The sequence below is a fragment of the Thioalkalivibrio sp. XN279 genome (assembly GCF_011089885.1).
GTDB lineage: Bacteria > Pseudomonadota > Gammaproteobacteria > Steroidobacterales > XN24 > XN24.
The window spans coordinates 233,127-249,287 of the sequence record NZ_JAANBD010000015.1; the positions used below are offsets into that span (position 1 = coordinate 233,127).

General features: G+C 69.0%; 12 protein-coding genes. 5 read left to right on the forward strand and 7 right to left on the reverse strand.

What is annotated here, in order from left to right:
• Position 1: 1 nt before the first annotated feature.
• The 5 genes from G8346_RS02690 to G8346_RS02710 all read right to left on the reverse strand — a co-directional run bounded on the left by G8346_RS02690 (position 2) and on the right by G8346_RS02710 (position 7,535).
• The gene (locus G8346_RS02690; protein WP_166047949.1) at positions 2–1,297 is read right to left on the reverse strand and encodes a thioredoxin family protein; all 1,296 of its coding nucleotides are present in this window, start codon (positions 1,295–1,297) and stop codon (positions 2–4) included.
• Positions 1,298–1,391: 94 nt separating this feature from the next.
• Complete coding sequence (locus tag G8346_RS02695) at positions 1,392–2,819, reverse strand: NapC/NirT family cytochrome c (protein WP_166047952.1); 1,428 nt, start codon at positions 2,817–2,819, stop codon at positions 1,392–1,394.
• A gap of 115 nt (positions 2,820–2,934) precedes the next feature.
• A complete protein-coding gene (locus G8346_RS02700) occupies positions 2,935–4,905 on the reverse strand; it encodes a hypothetical protein (RefSeq protein WP_166047954.1) in 1,971 nt (656 codons plus the stop codon).
• A gap of 187 nt (positions 4,906–5,092) precedes the next feature.
• Complete coding sequence (locus G8346_RS02705; RefSeq protein ID WP_240901264.1) at positions 5,093–6,409, reverse strand: coproporphyrinogen III oxidase family protein; 1,317 nt, start codon at positions 6,407–6,409, stop codon at positions 5,093–5,095.
• Between the two features lie 73 nt (positions 6,410–6,482).
• Positions 6,483–7,535 (reverse strand): AraC family transcriptional regulator, encoded by a 1,053-nt coding sequence (locus G8346_RS02710; protein ID WP_166047958.1) that lies wholly within the window; start codon positions 7,533–7,535, stop codon positions 6,483–6,485.
• A gap of 100 nt (positions 7,536–7,635) precedes the next feature.
• On the opposite strand from G8346_RS02710, the gene G8346_RS02715 reads away from it, so the two are divergent.
• The 3 genes from G8346_RS02715 (at position 7,636) to G8346_RS02725 (ending at position 11,546) form a co-directional block, all read left to right on the forward strand.
• A complete protein-coding gene (locus tag G8346_RS02715) occupies positions 7,636–8,751 on the forward strand; it encodes an alkane 1-monooxygenase (protein WP_166047960.1) in 1,116 nt (371 codons plus the stop codon).
• Positions 8,752–8,904: 153 nt separating this feature from the next.
• A complete protein-coding gene (locus G8346_RS15010) occupies positions 8,905–10,812 on the forward strand; it encodes a S8 family serine peptidase (RefSeq protein WP_166047961.1) in 1,908 nt (635 codons plus the stop codon).
• A 296-nt stretch (positions 10,813–11,108) separates the two neighbouring features.
• Positions 11,109–11,546, forward strand: coding sequence for an Hsp20/alpha crystallin family protein (locus G8346_RS02725; RefSeq protein ID WP_166047963.1), 438 nt, complete (start codon positions 11,109–11,111; stop codon positions 11,544–11,546).
• 93 nt (positions 11,547–11,639) lie between these two features.
• Here the strand turns inward: G8346_RS02725 and G8346_RS02730 are convergent, their stop codons facing one another.
• Positions 11,640–12,404 carry a GNAT family N-acetyltransferase gene (locus tag G8346_RS02730; RefSeq protein ID WP_166047966.1) on the reverse strand — a complete coding sequence of 255 codons (765 nt, stop codon included), beginning with the start codon at positions 12,402–12,404 and terminating at the stop codon, positions 11,640–11,642.
• 166 nt (positions 12,405–12,570) lie between these two features.
• Between G8346_RS02730 and G8346_RS02735 the strand changes: the two genes are divergently transcribed.
• Positions 12,571–13,458 carry a rhomboid family intramembrane serine protease gene (locus G8346_RS02735; protein WP_166047969.1) on the forward strand — a complete coding sequence of 296 codons (888 nt, stop codon included), beginning with the start codon at positions 12,571–12,573 and terminating at the stop codon, positions 13,456–13,458.
• Positions 13,459–13,503: 45 nt separating this feature from the next.
• Here the strand turns inward: G8346_RS02735 and putP are convergent, their stop codons facing one another.
• A complete protein-coding gene (putP, locus tag G8346_RS02740; RefSeq protein WP_166047971.1) occupies positions 13,504–14,970 on the reverse strand; it encodes a sodium/proline symporter PutP in 1,467 nt (488 codons plus the stop codon).
• 57 nt (positions 14,971–15,027) lie between these two features.
• Between putP and G8346_RS02745 the strand changes: the two genes are divergently transcribed.
• Positions 15,028–16,101 (forward strand): patatin-like phospholipase family protein, encoded by a 1,074-nt coding sequence (locus G8346_RS02745; protein ID WP_166047973.1) that lies wholly within the window; start codon positions 15,028–15,030, stop codon positions 16,099–16,101.
• Positions 16,102–16,161 lie beyond the last annotated feature (60 nt).

Sequence of the window (16,161 nt, forward strand, 5' to 3'; positions counted from 1 at the left end):
ATCATATCAGTCCCGCGCGCCGGCTGATGAGGTGGATCACCCAGGTCAGCGCCACCGCGCCGAGCAGCAGCACGATGGCGATGCCGGCGTTGTTCAGCGCCGTCGGCGCGACCAGCATCAGCGCCCCCAGGCCCAGCATCATCATCCCCGACATGAGCTTCAGCAGCCGTCCCTCGGCCTCGCCCAGCTTGCGCGAACCGAACTTCATCACGAACAGCAGGACGATGATCAACAGCGGGATGACGTAGATGATGTTGTACAGCACCAGGTACATGTAATAGACGAACGTGTCGGCCTCGCGCAGCGTCAGGATGCGCGTGTAGACCATGGGCAGTCCCGCCGTGCACAGCAGCTCGTAGGAGTTCACCGCCACCGCGAGGATGGCGGTGCCCGCGAGCATGGCCCAGACGCTCTTGGCGGCGACGAGGTTGCGCATGCGCTGGTACATGCCGGGCTTCTTCGATTCCGGGATGGACAGCGACGGGCCGCCGGACTGGAACCAGAAGTAGTCCTTGATGTTGATCGCGGCGAGGCCGACGGCGATGACGCCGGCGATGACCGTCACCAGCCTGAGCTCGCCCAGCAGCAGGAAGACGTTCAGCCAGGCGGCCATGAAGACGAAATAGATCAGTCCCGAGATGAGGACGAAGGTGCCGCCGACCAGCATCATGCGGGCGCGGCTGCGCGCATGCACCATCAGGCTGAGCAGGAACAGCAGCACGAAGAAGGCGCAGGGATTGAAGGCGTCCAACCCGGCGATGACCACGGTGAGGATCGGCAGGCCCCAGTCGGACGGGTCGATCATCCCGAGCAGCGGCACCTGCACGCCCATGACCTCGCCGGGCTTCGGCCCGCCGCCGCCGGCGCTCGCACCGGAGAACATGGCGATGGCCTCGTCCGGGTTGGCGCGGCAGTGCTCGAGCCGGGCCAGCAGCACGGCGCCGGTGGTCTCGGCGTTGTCGAAGCCGGTGTGCATGGTGCCGCAGAAGATGAAGGCGGGGACGCTGCGCGCCTGCTCGCCGATGGCACGCGCCGTGTCGCGGTAAAGGATGCCGTTGTCGCGGCTCTTGGTGATCTCGAAGGCGCGCAGGTCGATCCACTCGCGGGCGTCCAGGCCGGCGATGAAGGGCTTCGCTTCCTGGCAGTGCGGGCAGGTGTCGGAATAGAAATACCAGACAACAATGCGCGGTTCGCCGTCGGGGCCGGCACTCAGCCACTCCACTTCGGCGCGCGCCGACGACGCGCACAGCAGCAGCGCCAGCGCGGCGAGGAACAGGGTCAGGGTCTTGTAATGCATCGCTCGTCCACTCCGCCGGAGCGCTGAACTCTACTCAGCGCTCCGGCGGCGGGCAATTGTGGCAAGTGCTTGGGAACTTTTCCCGCGCAGGCCGCTACGGGTTCAGCTCTTGCAGGATCTCCGGGTTCTCCTCGCGCGTCGCCAGCACGGTGTGGCACAGCGTGCAGTTGCGCGAGATCCCCTCGCCCTCGGCGGTCTTGTGTTCCCGGTTGTGGCAGCGGAAGCAGCCCGGTGCGTTCTCGCGGCTGCGGATCGGCGGGTGACCGCTGTGGTCCGGGTAGGTATCCCAGCGCACGTTCATGTGCGGAAACACGTTCCAGCTATAGATGTCGCCCAGTGCGTCCGCGGCCTCCGTGATCGCCGCGGCCTTTTCGACCACGAGGTCCGGGTAGTTCTCTCGGTAGAAGGCCTGCAGCGACTCGGCCACGCCGATGCGGGCGTCTTCCTTCGTCTCGTAGTCGGCCTCCTCGATGATACGCACGCCCTCGCGCTTGATGTACGGCAGGGTCTTGTCGATTTTTCCGCCGGACATGAGGATGTCCAGTTCCTCGCCCGGGTGACGGTAAATGTGTGTCGGGCGGTTGTGGCAGTCGACGCAGTCCATGGTGCGCCACTCGCCCGGGTCCTCGGGCATGTTGTCCGCCAGGAAGACCTTTTTCGTGCCGTCGGCCAGCGTCATCTCGATGTCGTAGACCTCCATCCTGCTGGGGTCGGAGCGATACCGGATCTCGATATTCGGGTCCACGTGCCAGTGAATGCCCGAGGACTCGCGCCCGGCGAGGCCGCCGACCTTGAGCAGGATGGCGCTCTTGAGCTCGGTGTTGGCTTCGTCCTCGTCGTAAATGGTATCGATCTTCAGCTTGTCGCCGACGAACACCGTCGGCCAGTGGCACTGTTCGCAGGTGTCGCGCGCCGGGCGCAAGTCGTGCAATGGCGTATGGATCGGCCGCGGGTAGATGTCCAGCGCCACCGCCACCAGCTGCCAGGCGCCGTCCATCTTCGACTTCACGAACCAGTCGGCGCCGGGGCCGATGTGGCAGTCGACGCAGCCCACGCGCGAGTGCGGCGAGCGGCTGTGTGCGGTGTGCTCCGGCTCCATCACGGCGTGACAGGCCAGGCCGCAGAACGCGGTCGAGTCCATCACTTCCACGCCCTTGTAGGTGGCGCCGGCGATCACGACGATGTTCACCAGCGTCAGCACCAGGAAGATCACCATCGCCTTGCGCGTCGTCTCCTGGTTGAGGTCGATCACAGGGAACAGCGGCGGCGCCTTGCCTTCCGCAGCGAGCTTTGCGGCGCGCTTGCGCTGCCGGTAAATCCCGACCGGGATCATCAGCAAGCCCAGCACGAAGAACATCGGCAAGATCAGGAAGGTCACGATGCCGAGATACGGCCCGCCTTCGAAGCCGACGGCGTGGACGATGAACAGGGCCACGATCAGCGTCAGGGTAGCCACCGCCAGCGCAGTGCCGGCAAGGCTGATGGGGTTCTGGGTCAGGGCGGCAAAGAAGTGTCGAGCCATGGTTGTTTTCCTCTTGGGGACGCACGAGGCCCCACCGATCTCTCGGCGGGGCCCCGGGCCTATCCCTGGTTGAATACCCGGGCGGCCGTCCTGGTCGCCCGGATAGTTGCAGTCATCAATAAATCAGCAGTGCGGTAAAGATCCCCACCGCCAGGGCCAGGCCGATCGCGACGGCGATGAAGCCCCAGAAGTGGATGCTGCGCATCTGTTCCGGCGTCGGCGCCGGCACGATGTGGTCTTCCAAGGTGCCTTCTTCCACCATGCGCTGGTATTCCAGCGGCCGCTCGTCCTTGAAGCGCTCGATCGGCTGGCTGCCGGTGAACACCACCGGATCCAGCGGGAAGCTCTCCGGACGCAGGTGCGTATGGAAGAAGTGGAACAGGAAGATGAAGCCGGTGGCCAGCAGGGCTTCCTCGCTGTGCACCACGTACGCGGCGTTCAGCGCCCAGCCCGGCAGCGGCAGGATCTCGGTGAAGAAGTTCGGGAACCAGAGCATCAGGCCGGAACCGCCGATGATCAGCATGCCCCAGAACACCGCCAGGTAGTCGAACTTCTCCCAGTAGGTCCAGCGGTCGCCCGCAGGTCTCGGACCCATGTAGAGGAAGTACTTGAACATGGCGACGATGTCCTTGCCGTCCTTCAGCTGCGGCGTCATGGAGTTCGGCCCCCAGAACAGGCCCTTCTCACCGGCGATGAGGCGGCGGATCAGGACCACCAGGTGCCAGACGAAGTAGCCGAAGGTGCCGACCGCCGCGGCGCGATGCAGGAACATGGTGTTGTCGACGCCGCCGAACCACGCCATCAGCGTGTGCGCCCACGGTGCATGCGCGAACTTCAGCGGCAGGCCCGTGGCCGCCAGCAGCAGGAAGGTCACGATGATCAGCTTGTGCATGCTGATGTCGCGCTTCTTGAAGCGCCGTATGTAGGTGTTGCTCGGGCTGTGGTGGCCGAGGAACTCGCCACGCATGTGGCCGACGATGCCGCGTTGCAGCCACAGGATGGCGTGGATGCCGAAGAAGCCGAACACGCCGATCACCAGCGCATGCATCGCCATGGCGATGATGAAGACGTAGAAATTGTCATCCGGGCTGTTCGGGTTGATGTGCGGGTTGAAGGAGGCGAAGGCCGGCGTCACGTCGCCGTGGCACTCGCCGCACATCGCCTGCAGGTTGTCCGGGTGGATGGTCGAGCGCGGATCGTCCTGGCCCAGCGTGCTGTGCGGGGTATGACAGTCCGAGCACGTCGCGGAGGTGACCAGGCCGAGGTCCGTGGCCTTGCCGTGGAAGCCGCCGCGGTAGGTGTTGTACAGGTCGCCGTGGCAGTCGCCGCACTCGTCGGCCATGTGCAGGCGATCGGCGCCCAGCGTCGGGTCCTTGATCGAGTGCGATTCATGGCAATCGATGCAGGTGGCGGTGTTGGTGTCGCCCGCCTGCCAGGCGGCGCCGTGGGCGCTGACGTTCAGCCACTCCTCGTAGATGTACTGGTGGCAGTCGCCGCACATCTGGGGCGAGTTCTTGAACGAGGTGTGCGAGCGCTCGTGCTCCACCGGGAAGACCATGTGGCTGCCGTGGCAGGTGCTGCAGGTCGGGGAGGCCACCAGGCCTGAGCGCAGCAGCCCGCGGCCGTGCACGCTCTCGACGAAGGCCGTGATCAGGCCGCCGCCGCCTTCATGGCCGCGGTGGCAGTCACCGCAGACCTGCACCTGGCCCACGGGCGACATGGGCGAGTGCAGGTCGTCGTTCTTGAGCATGGTGTGGGCGCTGCCGTGGCAGTCCATGCAGCCCACCTGGTCGGCGTGGGCGCTGCGGCCGACGGCGCGCGGCGCCATGGTGTGGCACTGGGCGCAAATGGCGTCGCCGCTGAGGTCGGCCAGGTCCTCGGCCTTGTGGCGCGGGCTGGTCACGTTGGTGTGGCAGTCCTTGCAGGCCACCTCGGCATGCGCGGTGGAGTCGAAGTGCGTGTCCTTGTGGCACATCGCGCAACGGATCTCGCGCTCCTGGGCGTCGGCTGTCGCGGCGCCGAGGGAGAGCACTGCTGCGACCAGCAGGCCGCACAGCAGGGCAGGGAAGGAGAGATGTCTGGCCATGGTGTTAACCCCGGTGTAGCGGTCCCCGGACCGCCGGCCCCGCGTCTGGCGGGAGTCCATGTTTGGTTTTCGGCCGCCCCAAAACCGGCCGAGCCTTCAGGCGGCACGGCCCGCAAATGCTGGATTTGCGGACACTTACCTCAGGCGACGTCAATTTTGCGCGGTGCGGCGGCCGCCGCAATCAGGGTCAATGCGTACCCGGGGGGCGCAGGTCGGGGGTCGGGATACGGGTCTCGAGGGGGCCGGGCGCGTCCAGTTCCTCGCGGATGGTGTGGCGCATCAGGTCGCGGAAATCTGACACGGCCATGAAGAACTCGCGCATGATGAGGATCCAGACGCGCATGCCGTACTCGGTCAGTACCAGCCGATCCCCCTCGTCGCGCACCGCACCCATCATCTTCAGGCCGAGGATTTCGGGCGCCAGCTTCCAGAAGAAGCCCGGATAGCGCTTTTCGGCCACGGCCTTGTCCAGCGACAGGCCGAACAGGTTCATGAGCATGAAGTAACGCAGCCGGTCGCGCCGGGTCAGCGGCTGGCGCCGGCTGATGCCGAAGCGGCCACCGTCGACCTGGCGGTTGTAGTGGTTCAGCGAGAAGGTGCTGGAGTAGAGCACGCCGTCGAGGTAGCTCATGGCGCCGCTGCCGAGGCCGAGGTACTCCTCGTTCTCGATGATGTACTCGTCGACCGTGCCCCGCTCGCGGTTGAAGCACCAGGCCGAGGACGGCTGGTAGCTGTCCGGCAGCGCGTCGAGGATCAGCCGGTACATGTGGCCCTCGCGGTCGAAGTCGACCTCGCCCATGGTCTTGAGCATCTTGCGCATGGTGCTCTCGGCGCTCATGAGCGGGTAGAAAGTCACCTGGCTGACTTCGAGCTGCCGCGTCAGCAGGTCGATGTCACGCAGCAGCGAGCGCTCGTCCTGGTAGGGCAGGTTGAAGATCATGTCGGCGTTGAGGGTCTCGAAGAAGCCGTGGGCTTTCTCCAGGCGCTTTATCACCTCCGCTGCGGAGCCGTATTTCTCGTAGCGGTCCATCTGCTTGAGGAGTTCGTCATCCAGGCTCTGGATGCCGACCGAGACGCGCGTGACGCCGGCGTCGCGCATCTGCGACATGACCTCCGGGCGCAGGTCGTCCGGGTTGGTCTCGATGGAGATGCTCTCGATGGGGCTGAGCTTGTGCAGCAGCCCGAGGGTCTCGGCCAGCTCCGCAGGCATCACCGTGGGCGTGCCGCCGCCGACATAGACGTCGGAGAAGCGGTAACCCGCCTCGTGCGCCATGCGGATCTCCTGGCGCAGGCTCTTGAAGTAGCGCAGCGCCTTGTGTTCCTCGAAGCACACGCGGTGGAAGGAGCAGAAGGGGCACAGCACGGTGCAGAAGGGCACGTGCAGGTACAGCATGTACTTGCGCGCGGTGTCCGGCGCCGGCAGGGACTCGCTGGGCTGCGGCCGCGCGAAACGGGTCAGCCTCCGGCTGTTGTGCCGGAACCCCGCGGTCAGCAGGCGATCCATGATGCTCAAGACGGCGGCGCTCCCTTTACTGTGGGCCGGGCGCGAAAGTCGCCAATGGTAACGCAGTCGGCTCTCATTCCCGATGCGTATTCGTCGCCAGCCCGGTCCCCGGAGCCGCAGCCCCGTGCCGCCGGCGCCAGGCGCCGGGACTGTCCCCGGTCCAGCGCCGGAAGGCATGCGACAGGTTGGCGGCGTCGCTGAAGCCGGTGCGCGCGGCGATCTCGTCCAGCGGCAGCCCGGTGTTTTCGAGGTAGCCGGCGACCAGTCCGAAGCGCACCTCGTCGACCAGGGCGCGGAAGCTGGTACCTTCTTCCGCCAGCTTGCGGCGCAGGCTGCGGCGTGAAAGTCCCAGCCCGCGTGCGGCCTCGTCCTGGGTGGGCAGCCGGCCGGGGTGGTCCAGCAGCAGGCGCCTGAGCCGCGTCGACAAACCGCCGGCCGGGGACAGCCCCTCCAGCAGCCGGCGGCATTGCGCCTCGGCCGCTGCAGCCGTGACCGGGTCGCCGCCGGGCAGGGGCTGGTCCAGTGCGGCCGCCGCCAGGCGGAGCGCGTGCCGCGCGGCGCCGAAAGCGGGGCGACAGCCGAACACCGCCTCGTAGCGGGCCGCCCAGGCCGGCGCCGGATAGGCGAACTCTGCCCCGGCGAGGCCGCCGCGCCGGCCCGTCAGGTCCTCCAGCAGCGTTGCCGCCGCCGCGGCGTCGCGTTCGACGAGAAAGATCTCGAGTCCGCCCAGGGGCGCGCCCGCCTGCATCACCAGCGCCGCCTCGGGCCGGGTGCGCTCGAAGCGCCAGCGCAGGAAGGTATGGGTCAGGTCGACGTACTGCAGCCCGAGGCGGATGGCGCTGGCGAGGGTGGGGCTGGCCGCCAGGGCCAGGCCCCAGAAACCGAACACGGGGAAGCGATGCCCGCGACCGGCGAGCAGCCCGAGGTCGGGCCGGCCCGAGACCTCGAGCGCCAGCCGGATGAAGGCGATTTCACGCTCCACGGGGATGGCCTGGCCCGTCCCTGCCAGCCCCTCGGCCAGCCCGCAGCGGGCCAGCAGCGGCAACGGGTCGATGTCGAGGTCCTGCAGGGTGCGCGCCAGCACGGCCACGCCTGCCGCGGGATGGCGCAGGCCGGGTGGAACCATCGGGGCGGGACCGTGGGCGCTCATGTTGGCCGAAAATAACAAAAGGATTGACGGATGGGAACAATGCGGCCGCGGGCATCGCCGCGGCACTATCGTCTGCATGGCTGCTCATCCCGCTGAAGTCACTGCCTGGACCGACCGGCGCCGCCACTGGTGGCTGGCCTCGGTGTTCATGCCCATGTTGCCGCTGGCGGGGATCACGGCGTGGCTCTCCACCGGCGCGGAAGGCTGGTTGTGGCTGACGCCGGTGGTGCTCTACGGGCTGGTGCCACTGCTGGACCACCTGCTCGGCGAGGACGAGACGAATCCCCCCGAGACACTGGTGCCCGAGCTGGAGACTGATCCCTGGTACCGCTGGCTGGCCTGGCTGGCGGTGCCGGCGGTGTGGCTCACGGTGACCGTCGCGGCCTGGGTGGCCGTCGAGGGCGGCCTCGGCTGGGTGGGCTGGCTCGGCCTGGCCCTGTCGGCCGGCTGGACCAGTGGTGCGGGGATCAACGCCGGCCACGAGCTGGGCCACAAGAAGGCGCCGCTCGAGGTGTGGCTGGCCCGCGCCGCCCTGGCCCCGTCCTGCTACGGGCACTTCGTGGTGGAGCACGTGCGCGGCCACCATCGCGACGTCGCCACGCCGGAGGACCCGGCGTCTTCCCGCCTGGGCGAGAGCTACTACCGCTTCATGCTGCGCGAGATCCCCGGCGCCGTCCGGCGCGCCTGGCAGCTGGAACGCGAGCGTCTCGCCGCGCAAGGCCGAGGCCCCTGGCATTTCGCCAACCACAACCTGCAGGCCTGGGCGCTGAGCGTGCTGTTCTGGACGCCCCTGCTTTACTGGCTCGGCCCGGGCTTGCTGCCCTTCCTTTTATTACAGGCGGTATTCGCCTACAGCCTGTTGTCTGCCGCCAACTACGTCGAGCACTACGGCCTGAAGCGCCAGCGCCGCCCGGACGGCCGCTACGAGCGCTGTACGCCGCGCCACAGCTGGAACTCCAATCACGTCATTTCCAACCTGCTGCTGTACCAGCTGCAGCGCCATTCCGATCACCACGCCTGGCCGGCGCGCCGCTACCAGAGCCTCAGGCACTTCGACGAGGCCCCACAGCTGCCGACCGGCTACTACGGCATGTTCCTGCTGGCCATGGTCCCGCCGCTGTGGCGTCGGGTCATGGACCCGAAGGTGCTGGCGCATGCGGGCGGGGACCTCGAGCGGATCAATCGAGGCTGAGGCCTGAGCCGAGCAGACGCGTCCTGAATTCCGCGACATCGGTCCGGGCTTATGACAAACGTCGGGGGTGACTTCGGGCGCGGACGGTGGCAGATTCCGCTGAACGCGGCGCCGAGACCGCGAGCTGGCCCCAAGTCTGGAGAGGTTGAACCGATGAGTCTTACCCGTTACCGGGCGCTGAGCCCGCGCGACATCGTTGCGCCGATGGTCGTTATGCTCGCTGCGGCGTTGTTCCTGTTCGCCGGTCTTGCGCTCGCCGCGCCCGGTCCCGACCAGGACCGTTTCATCGTCAAGTTCAAGGAAGGCAAGGGACCGCAGGGCAAGGCCGCGCTGCGCGGCGCCGGCGCCGAGCTGCTGGTGGACCTTGCGGATTACGACGCCGCGGCCTTCCGCATCCCCGGGCAGGCGCTCGCCGGGATCGCGCGCAATCCGAACGTCGAGTACATTGAGGTCGATCCGCCGCGTTACCCGATGGGGGAGACGCTGCCTTACGGCATCCCCATGGTGCAGGCCGATCCCGCCAGCGGCGGCGAAGCGCCCGGCGCGAACCCGGTCAAGGTGTGCGTCATCGACTCCGGCTACGACTTCGGCCATGAAGACCTGCCAACTAACGCGGTGTCCGGCTTCGCCTCCTCCGGGCAGCGGTGGGACACCGACACCTGCGGTCACGGCACGCACGTGGCCGGCACCATCGCCGCGCGGGGCGGCAACGGCGCGGGCGTGGTCGGCGTGCTCGGCAGCAATGCCAGCCTGGTCATCGGCAAGGTCTTCGATGGCGCCACCTGCGCCTACAGCTACGCGTCTTCGGTCGCCAGCGCGGCCAATGCCTGCGCGCAGGCCGGCGCCAAGGTGATCAACATGAGCCTCGGCTGCACCGGGCGGCGCTGCGCCTCCGCCACCGAGGAGAACATCTTCAACAACCTGGCCGGCCAGGGCGTGCTCTCCATCGCCGCGGCCGGCAATGACGGGACCACCCAGCTGAGCTACCCCGCGTCTTACCCGTCGGTGGTCTCCGTCGCTGCGGTGGACGAGAACAGCCTGGTGGCCAGCTTCTCGCAGCAGAACAGCCAGGTGGAGCTGTCCGGGCCGGGCGTGTCCGTGGTGTCCACGGTGCCGCGCGGCATGGGTTTCGTGGCCTCCTTCAGCGTGGGCGGCACCGCCTACCTTGGTGCCGGCATGGACGGCTCCCCGACGGGGACCGTCGCCGACAAGCCGGTCGTGAACTGCGGTCTCGGCACGGCGACCTGCAGCGCCACGGGCGGCGCCATCTGCCTCATCGAGCGCGGCGGCATCAGCTTCGCCGACAAGGTGCTGGCCTGCCAGGATGGCGGCGGCTCGGCGGCGGTGATCTACAACAACGAGCCGGGCCTGTTCAGCGGCACGCTGGGCACCACGCCGACGGGGATCCCCTCGCTGAGCATCTCGCAGGCCGACGGCCAGGCCGCGCTCACGGGCCTCAGCAGCGCGACCCGCGGCGGTGTCGAGCTCGGCGCGGGCGACTACGACATCTACAACGGCACCTCGATGGCGACGCCGCACGTCGCCGGTGTGGCGGCGCTGGTGTGGAGCCGCGTGCCGGGCGCCACGGCGGCGCAGGTGCGCGAGGCGTTGCAGGCCACGGCCATCGACCTCGGCCCGTCAGGGCGGGACAATGCCTACGGCTTCGGACTGGTTCAGGCAGCTGACGCCATCGCTTATCTGGGCGACAGCTCCGGCGGCGGTGGCGGCGGCGGCACGGACCCGAACTTTCCGCCGACGGCCAGCTTCACTTCCAACTGCACCGACCTGGGCTGCAGCTTCGATGGCCGCGTCTCGAGCGACAGCGATGGCACGATCAGCAGCTATGCCTGGACCTTCGGCGACGGCGCCTCCGCGAGCGGTGCGACGACAAGCCACACCTACGCGGCAGCCGGCACTTATACCGTCACCCTGACCGTGACCGACAACGGGGGCGCGAGCCATTCGGCGTCCCAGCAGGTGACGGTGTCGGCGCCCAATACCGGTGGCGGCGGCAAAGGCGGCGGCGGTGGTGGCGGCGGCAAGGGCGGCGGCAAGAAGTAGCCTCCGCAGCCAGCAGCACAAAGAGCGGGGCGGGCCGGCGACGGTCCGCCCCGCATGCGTCCGAAGCCAGCTAAGTGACTGATTAAGAGTTCCAGCGGCGGCTCTTGATCCGATTTGTCGCGGTTTCCGGTCAATCCGCAGTTCCCTCCATAGCCGTCGCCGTCCCACGCACTAGCTTTTAAATGTCAGGAGAAGGTTTCTCCTGGCACGCACCCACATGGGAGGTGATGAGCATGTCGACGGTACGCGAGACGGCCCCGAAGGTATCGGGGAAAGGCTCGAGGAGCGTCGCGCGGATGAGCAAGCCCCTCCTGGGCATGGAAGACTTCATCGAGAACCTGTTCTCGAGATCGTTGATGGAGCCCATGGGCTGGAGGCGTCCGCTGCTTGCCGAACTCGAGGACTTCGAACTGAAGTTCCCGCGGATCGACATGGTGGATCGCGAGAGCGAATTGCTGATTCGTGCTGAGCTCCCCGGGGTGAGCAAGGACGAGCTGGAGATCACCGTGGCGGATGATTTCCTGACGATTGCGGTCAACCGGGAGACCTCGGAGAAAGAATCCTCCGAGCACTTCTACCGGGCCGAGATGTCGCGCGGCGCCATGGAGCGGATCATCCCGCTGCCGGTGGACGTCGTCGGCGACAAGGCCAAGGCCGAACTGAAGGACGGAGTCCTTGAGCTGGTCATCCCCAAGGCCACCAAGGTCAGCCGCCACAAGGTGAGCGTGCGCTAGCAATCCCCCGCCGGCGCACGCGGATCGCCCCACGGGCGGTCCCGCGGCCGGGATGGCGCAAGGCCGTCCCGGCCGTTCTCTTGCCGGCGCGGGCTAGCTCTTGGCGGGCTTGCTCTGGGCCGGCTTGCTCTGGGCCGGCTTCGGGCGGTCCTGCCGCTGCAGCGTCTCCAGCAAGGCCTTGGGGCCGAGCGCCTGCAGCCGCTTCTCGGCCAGCGCCAGCGGCAGCACCAGCCCGCCCTCGGCCATGCGCTTGAACATGTGCGTCACGGCGGCGGCGTTGCGCGCCAGCTGCGCCATCAGCGGGTCGCCCAGCGCCGGCACCGGGAAGCGGAATCGCAACAGCTCGTCCTCGCGCTGGAAACCGCCCGGCGGCACGTAGGGCTCCAGCAGCCGGCGCATGCGCCGGTTCTCGGCCTGCAAGCGCCCGTCGGCCCAGGGGATGCGGCGCTCGCTCATCATGGCGAGCAGGCGGTGCAGCAGGATGCGTCCGATGCCCAGCCCCTGCCAGTCGTCGACGATGGTGATGGCAATCTCGCCGGCGGCGGGATCCTCGCGGCTGCGCACGAAGCGCGCCATGCCGATCGGCGCGGCTTCGGCGTCGTGCTCGTCCAGTTGCACGGCCACGATGGCGCCGTGGTCGTGGTCGGCGGGCGAAACGAGGGCCTCGATCTCGGCCTCGGTGAGGCGCATCTTGGGATAGAACCAGCGCTGCACGCGGGTTTCGGGCGACAGCCGGTCGAATGCCGCGAGAATGCCGTCCCGGTCGCCGCGGTCGGCCAGGCGCAGGCGCATCCGGGTGCCGTCGGGGAGGGTCAGTTCCTCGCGGTAGCTGGCATCGAACAGGCGGTCTGGCGTCATGCGGGCGTTCTCACGCTCTCCGGCCGTTTCTGTTGCATCGCAGCATAGCACGGATACCCGTGGCGCGCCGGGCTGCCGGATTGACCATAGCCGGTTTTGTGACACGTGCACGCTGCGACGCGGCAGGCCCATTGAGTTGCGCGCCCGGCACGGGGAGGATAGCCCGATGGAAACCGACTACGACGCCCCGGAGCTGGTGTATCGCAGTCGCCGCCGGGGCGCCTGCGCCGAGGCGGCGCTGGTGCTGGAAGCCGTAGGCCTGCGCCCGGTCCTGCACGACCTGGGCGGATCCTGGGTGGTCATCGTGGCGCCGCACGAGGCGGGCCGGGCCCGCGCCGAGATCGCGGCCTGGCAGGCGGAGAACCCGCCGCGCCCGGCGGAGCCGCCGCCGCGGCAGCCGCTGGCGGACGGGCGGCCGGGGGCGGTCGGCTACGTGCTGGTCGTGGTCGGCGTGGCGCTGGCGGTGGCCAACTTCGCCCTCGACCGCGACTGGCTGGCCGCGGGGCGCGTGGATGGGGTCGCTATGCGGGCCGGCGAGTGGTGGCGGGCCGTGACTGCCCTGACCCTGCACGCGGATCTCCAGCACCTGGCGGGCAACATCTTCTTCGGCGGCCTGTTCGGCGGCTTCGCCGGGCGCTACCTCGGCTCAGGCGTCGCCTGGCTGCTGGTGCTGCTGGCCGGGGCCTGCGGCAACGTGGTCAATGTCATCCTGCAGGGCTTCGACCACCGCGCCATCGGCGCCTCGACCGCGGTCTTCGCGGCGCTGGGCCTGCTCGGCGCGCTGGCCTGGGCGGGCCGGCGCGCCAGCACGCAGGGGCGCTGGTACCGCTGGGGTCCGGTGATCGGGGCGGTGGCGCTGCTCGCCTTCACCGGCACCGGCGGGGAGCGGACTGACATCGGTGCGCACCTGTGGGGCTTCGCGGCAGGACTGGGGGCGGGATGGCTGGCGGCGGGGTTGTCGCCGGACGTACTGCGGCGGCGGGACGTGCAGGCAGCCGCCGCGCTCGCGGCGCTGGGCGTGGTTGCGGGCGCCTGGGTGCTGGCACTGGCCTGAAGTCCGCGCGCGGCTTCCGGCGCGGCGCGGCGCTGCCGGCCAGCCTCAGGCGTGGCGCAAGGCCTCGGGCGCGGGTGCCGCCGGGCCGATGCGGCCGAAGACCGCCACGGCAATGGCGGAGAACAGCACTCCGGGGACGATCTCGTAGAGCTCGAAGATCCCGCCCGAGAGCGACTTCCAGGCCACGACCGTGATGCCGCCTGCCAGGATGCCGGCGTAGGCGCCGGCGAGGCTCATGCGCTTCCAGTACAGCGAGGCCAGCAGGGTGGGCCCGAAGGAGGCGCCGAAGCCGGCCCATGCGTACGCCACCAGGTCCAGCACCTTGCTGTCGGGATCGAGCGCCAGCAAGAACGCGCCGATGGCGATGAGGATCACGGCGAAGCGGCCGATCCAGAGCAGTTCCCCGGGCCGGGCCTGCGGCCGTAGCAGGTCCCGATACAAGTCCTCCGACACGGCAGAGGAGGCCACCAGCAGCTGCGAATCGGCAGTGGACATCACCGCGGCGAGGATCCCGGCCAGGCACACGCCGGCGACCACCGGGTGCAGCAGCGCCGCCGCCATCGCCATGAACACTTTCTCGGTGTCTGCTCCCGCGAGCCCGGGTGTGAGCCAGGCTGCGCCGGTGAGCCCGACGGTCATGGCGGCGCCGAGCGCGATGATGACCCAGCCCACCGCGATGCGGCGCGAGGCGTCGAGCTCGGCGGCGGAACGCACGGCCATGAAGCGCGCCAGGATGTGGGGCTGGCCGAAATAGCCGAGGCCCCAGCCCAGCAGCGACGCCACGCCGATCACGGTCAGGGGTGCGCCGGTGTTGTCGGTGAAGGCATTCAGCAGGGCCGGGTTGCGTTCCGCCAGGCCCGCGGCGAGGCCGTCGAAGCCGCCCGTGACCGCGACGCCGAAGCAGGCCACCAGCACCAGTGCGGCCAGCATCAGCATGCCCTGCAGGGCATCGGTCCAGCTCACCGCGAGGAAGCCGCCGATGAATGTGTAGGCCAGCACTGCGCCCGCCCCGGCGGCGACCGCCCAGGTGTAGGGCAGGCCGAACACGGTCTCGAACAGCTTGCCGCCGGCGACCAGCCCGGAGGCGGTGTAGAAAGTGAAGAAGAGCAGCACCACCCCCGCGCCGAGGAGGCGCAGCAGGCCGTAGGGGTCGGCAAAGCGGCGCTGCAGGTATTCGGGCAGCGTGAGGGCATCGCCATAGGCCTCGGTGGCGATGCGCAGGCGGCTGGCGGTGAAGCGCCAGTTGAGCCAGGTGCCGGCGAGCAGGCCGATGACCAGCCAGGCGGATTCCAGTCCCGCCACGTAGGCGTACCCGGGGAGGCCGAGCAGCAGCCAGCCGCTCATGTCGGAGGCCTGGGCCGACAGCGCCGTGGTCCAGCGGCCCAGCCGGCGCCCGCCCAGGATGTAGTCGCGCAAGTTGGCGGTGCTGCGCCAGGCGATGATGCCGATGGCCAGCACCACCAGCAGGTAGACCACGAAAGTCAGCGTGACGGCAGGGCCGGTCTCGATCATCGGCCGGATGGTAGCAGGGACTGTCCCGATGCGTCCCGGGCCCGTATCCTTCGTTGCATGGCAGCACACGCGCTACGCATCCTGGCCGGCCCCACGGCCCTCCACAACCTGCGGACCCACGGTTTCGACCCCGACGCCTTCGCGGTCATGGCGGGCGCCTCGGGCAGCGCCAAGTGGTTCTCCATCGGTGGGCTGGACCGTGCCCTGGCGACGCATTTCGTGGCGCGACGGCATTCGCCGCTGTTCGTCATCGGCTCCTCGATCGGCGCCTGGCGCGCCTGCTGCCACGCGATGCCGGATCCGCTCGCGGCACTGGACCGGCTGGAGGAGGCCTATCTCGCCCAGACCTACGATGCCCGGCCGGCGCCGGCGCAGGTGACCGAGACCAGTCGCGGCATCCTGCGTCACGTGCTCGGGGACGACGGTGCCGGCCAGGCCCTGCGCCACCCGACCATCAGGCTCAACGTCGTCGTCGCGCGGGCGCGGCACATGGCCGCGTCCGAGACGCCCTGGGTGCAACAGCTGGGCCTGCTCGTGGCCGCCCTGGGCAACGCCGTGTCGCGCCGGACGCTGGGCCTGACCTTCGAGCGGGTCCTGTTCCATGATCCGCGCGGGCGCGCCCCGTTCCTGGACCCGGACATCCTCCCGGGCGAGACCGTGCCGCTGACCCGGGACAACCTGGCGCCCGCCGTGCTCGCCTCCGGGGCCGTGCCGCTGGTGCTCGAGGGCGTGCGCGAGATTCCCGGCGCCATGCCCGGCATCTACCGCGACGGCGGCATCATCGACTACCACTTCGACAGCCCGCTCTCCGGCGAGGACGGGCTGGTGCTCTACCCACATTTCTATCCCCACCTGGTCCCGGGCTGGTTCGACAAGGTGCTGCCCTGGCGCCGGGCCGGCCGCCGCGCCCTCGATCGCACCGTGCTGCTGTGTCCCTCGGCGTCGTTCGTCGCCGGGCTGCCGGGCGGCAGGATCCCGGACCGCAAGGATTTCCAGGCATTCGAGGCCGAGGAGCGGTTGCGACGCTGGCGGACCGCCATCGCGGCCGCCAGGCGCCTGGGCGACGAGTTTGCCGAGCTGGTGGACACCGGCACCCTGCCCGGACGGGTCGAGCCTTTCCCCGGAATCTGAGTCCGGCTGGAACAAGTCCAGATGGGCCGGCCGCCGGACCGCTATAATCAGTCGACATCG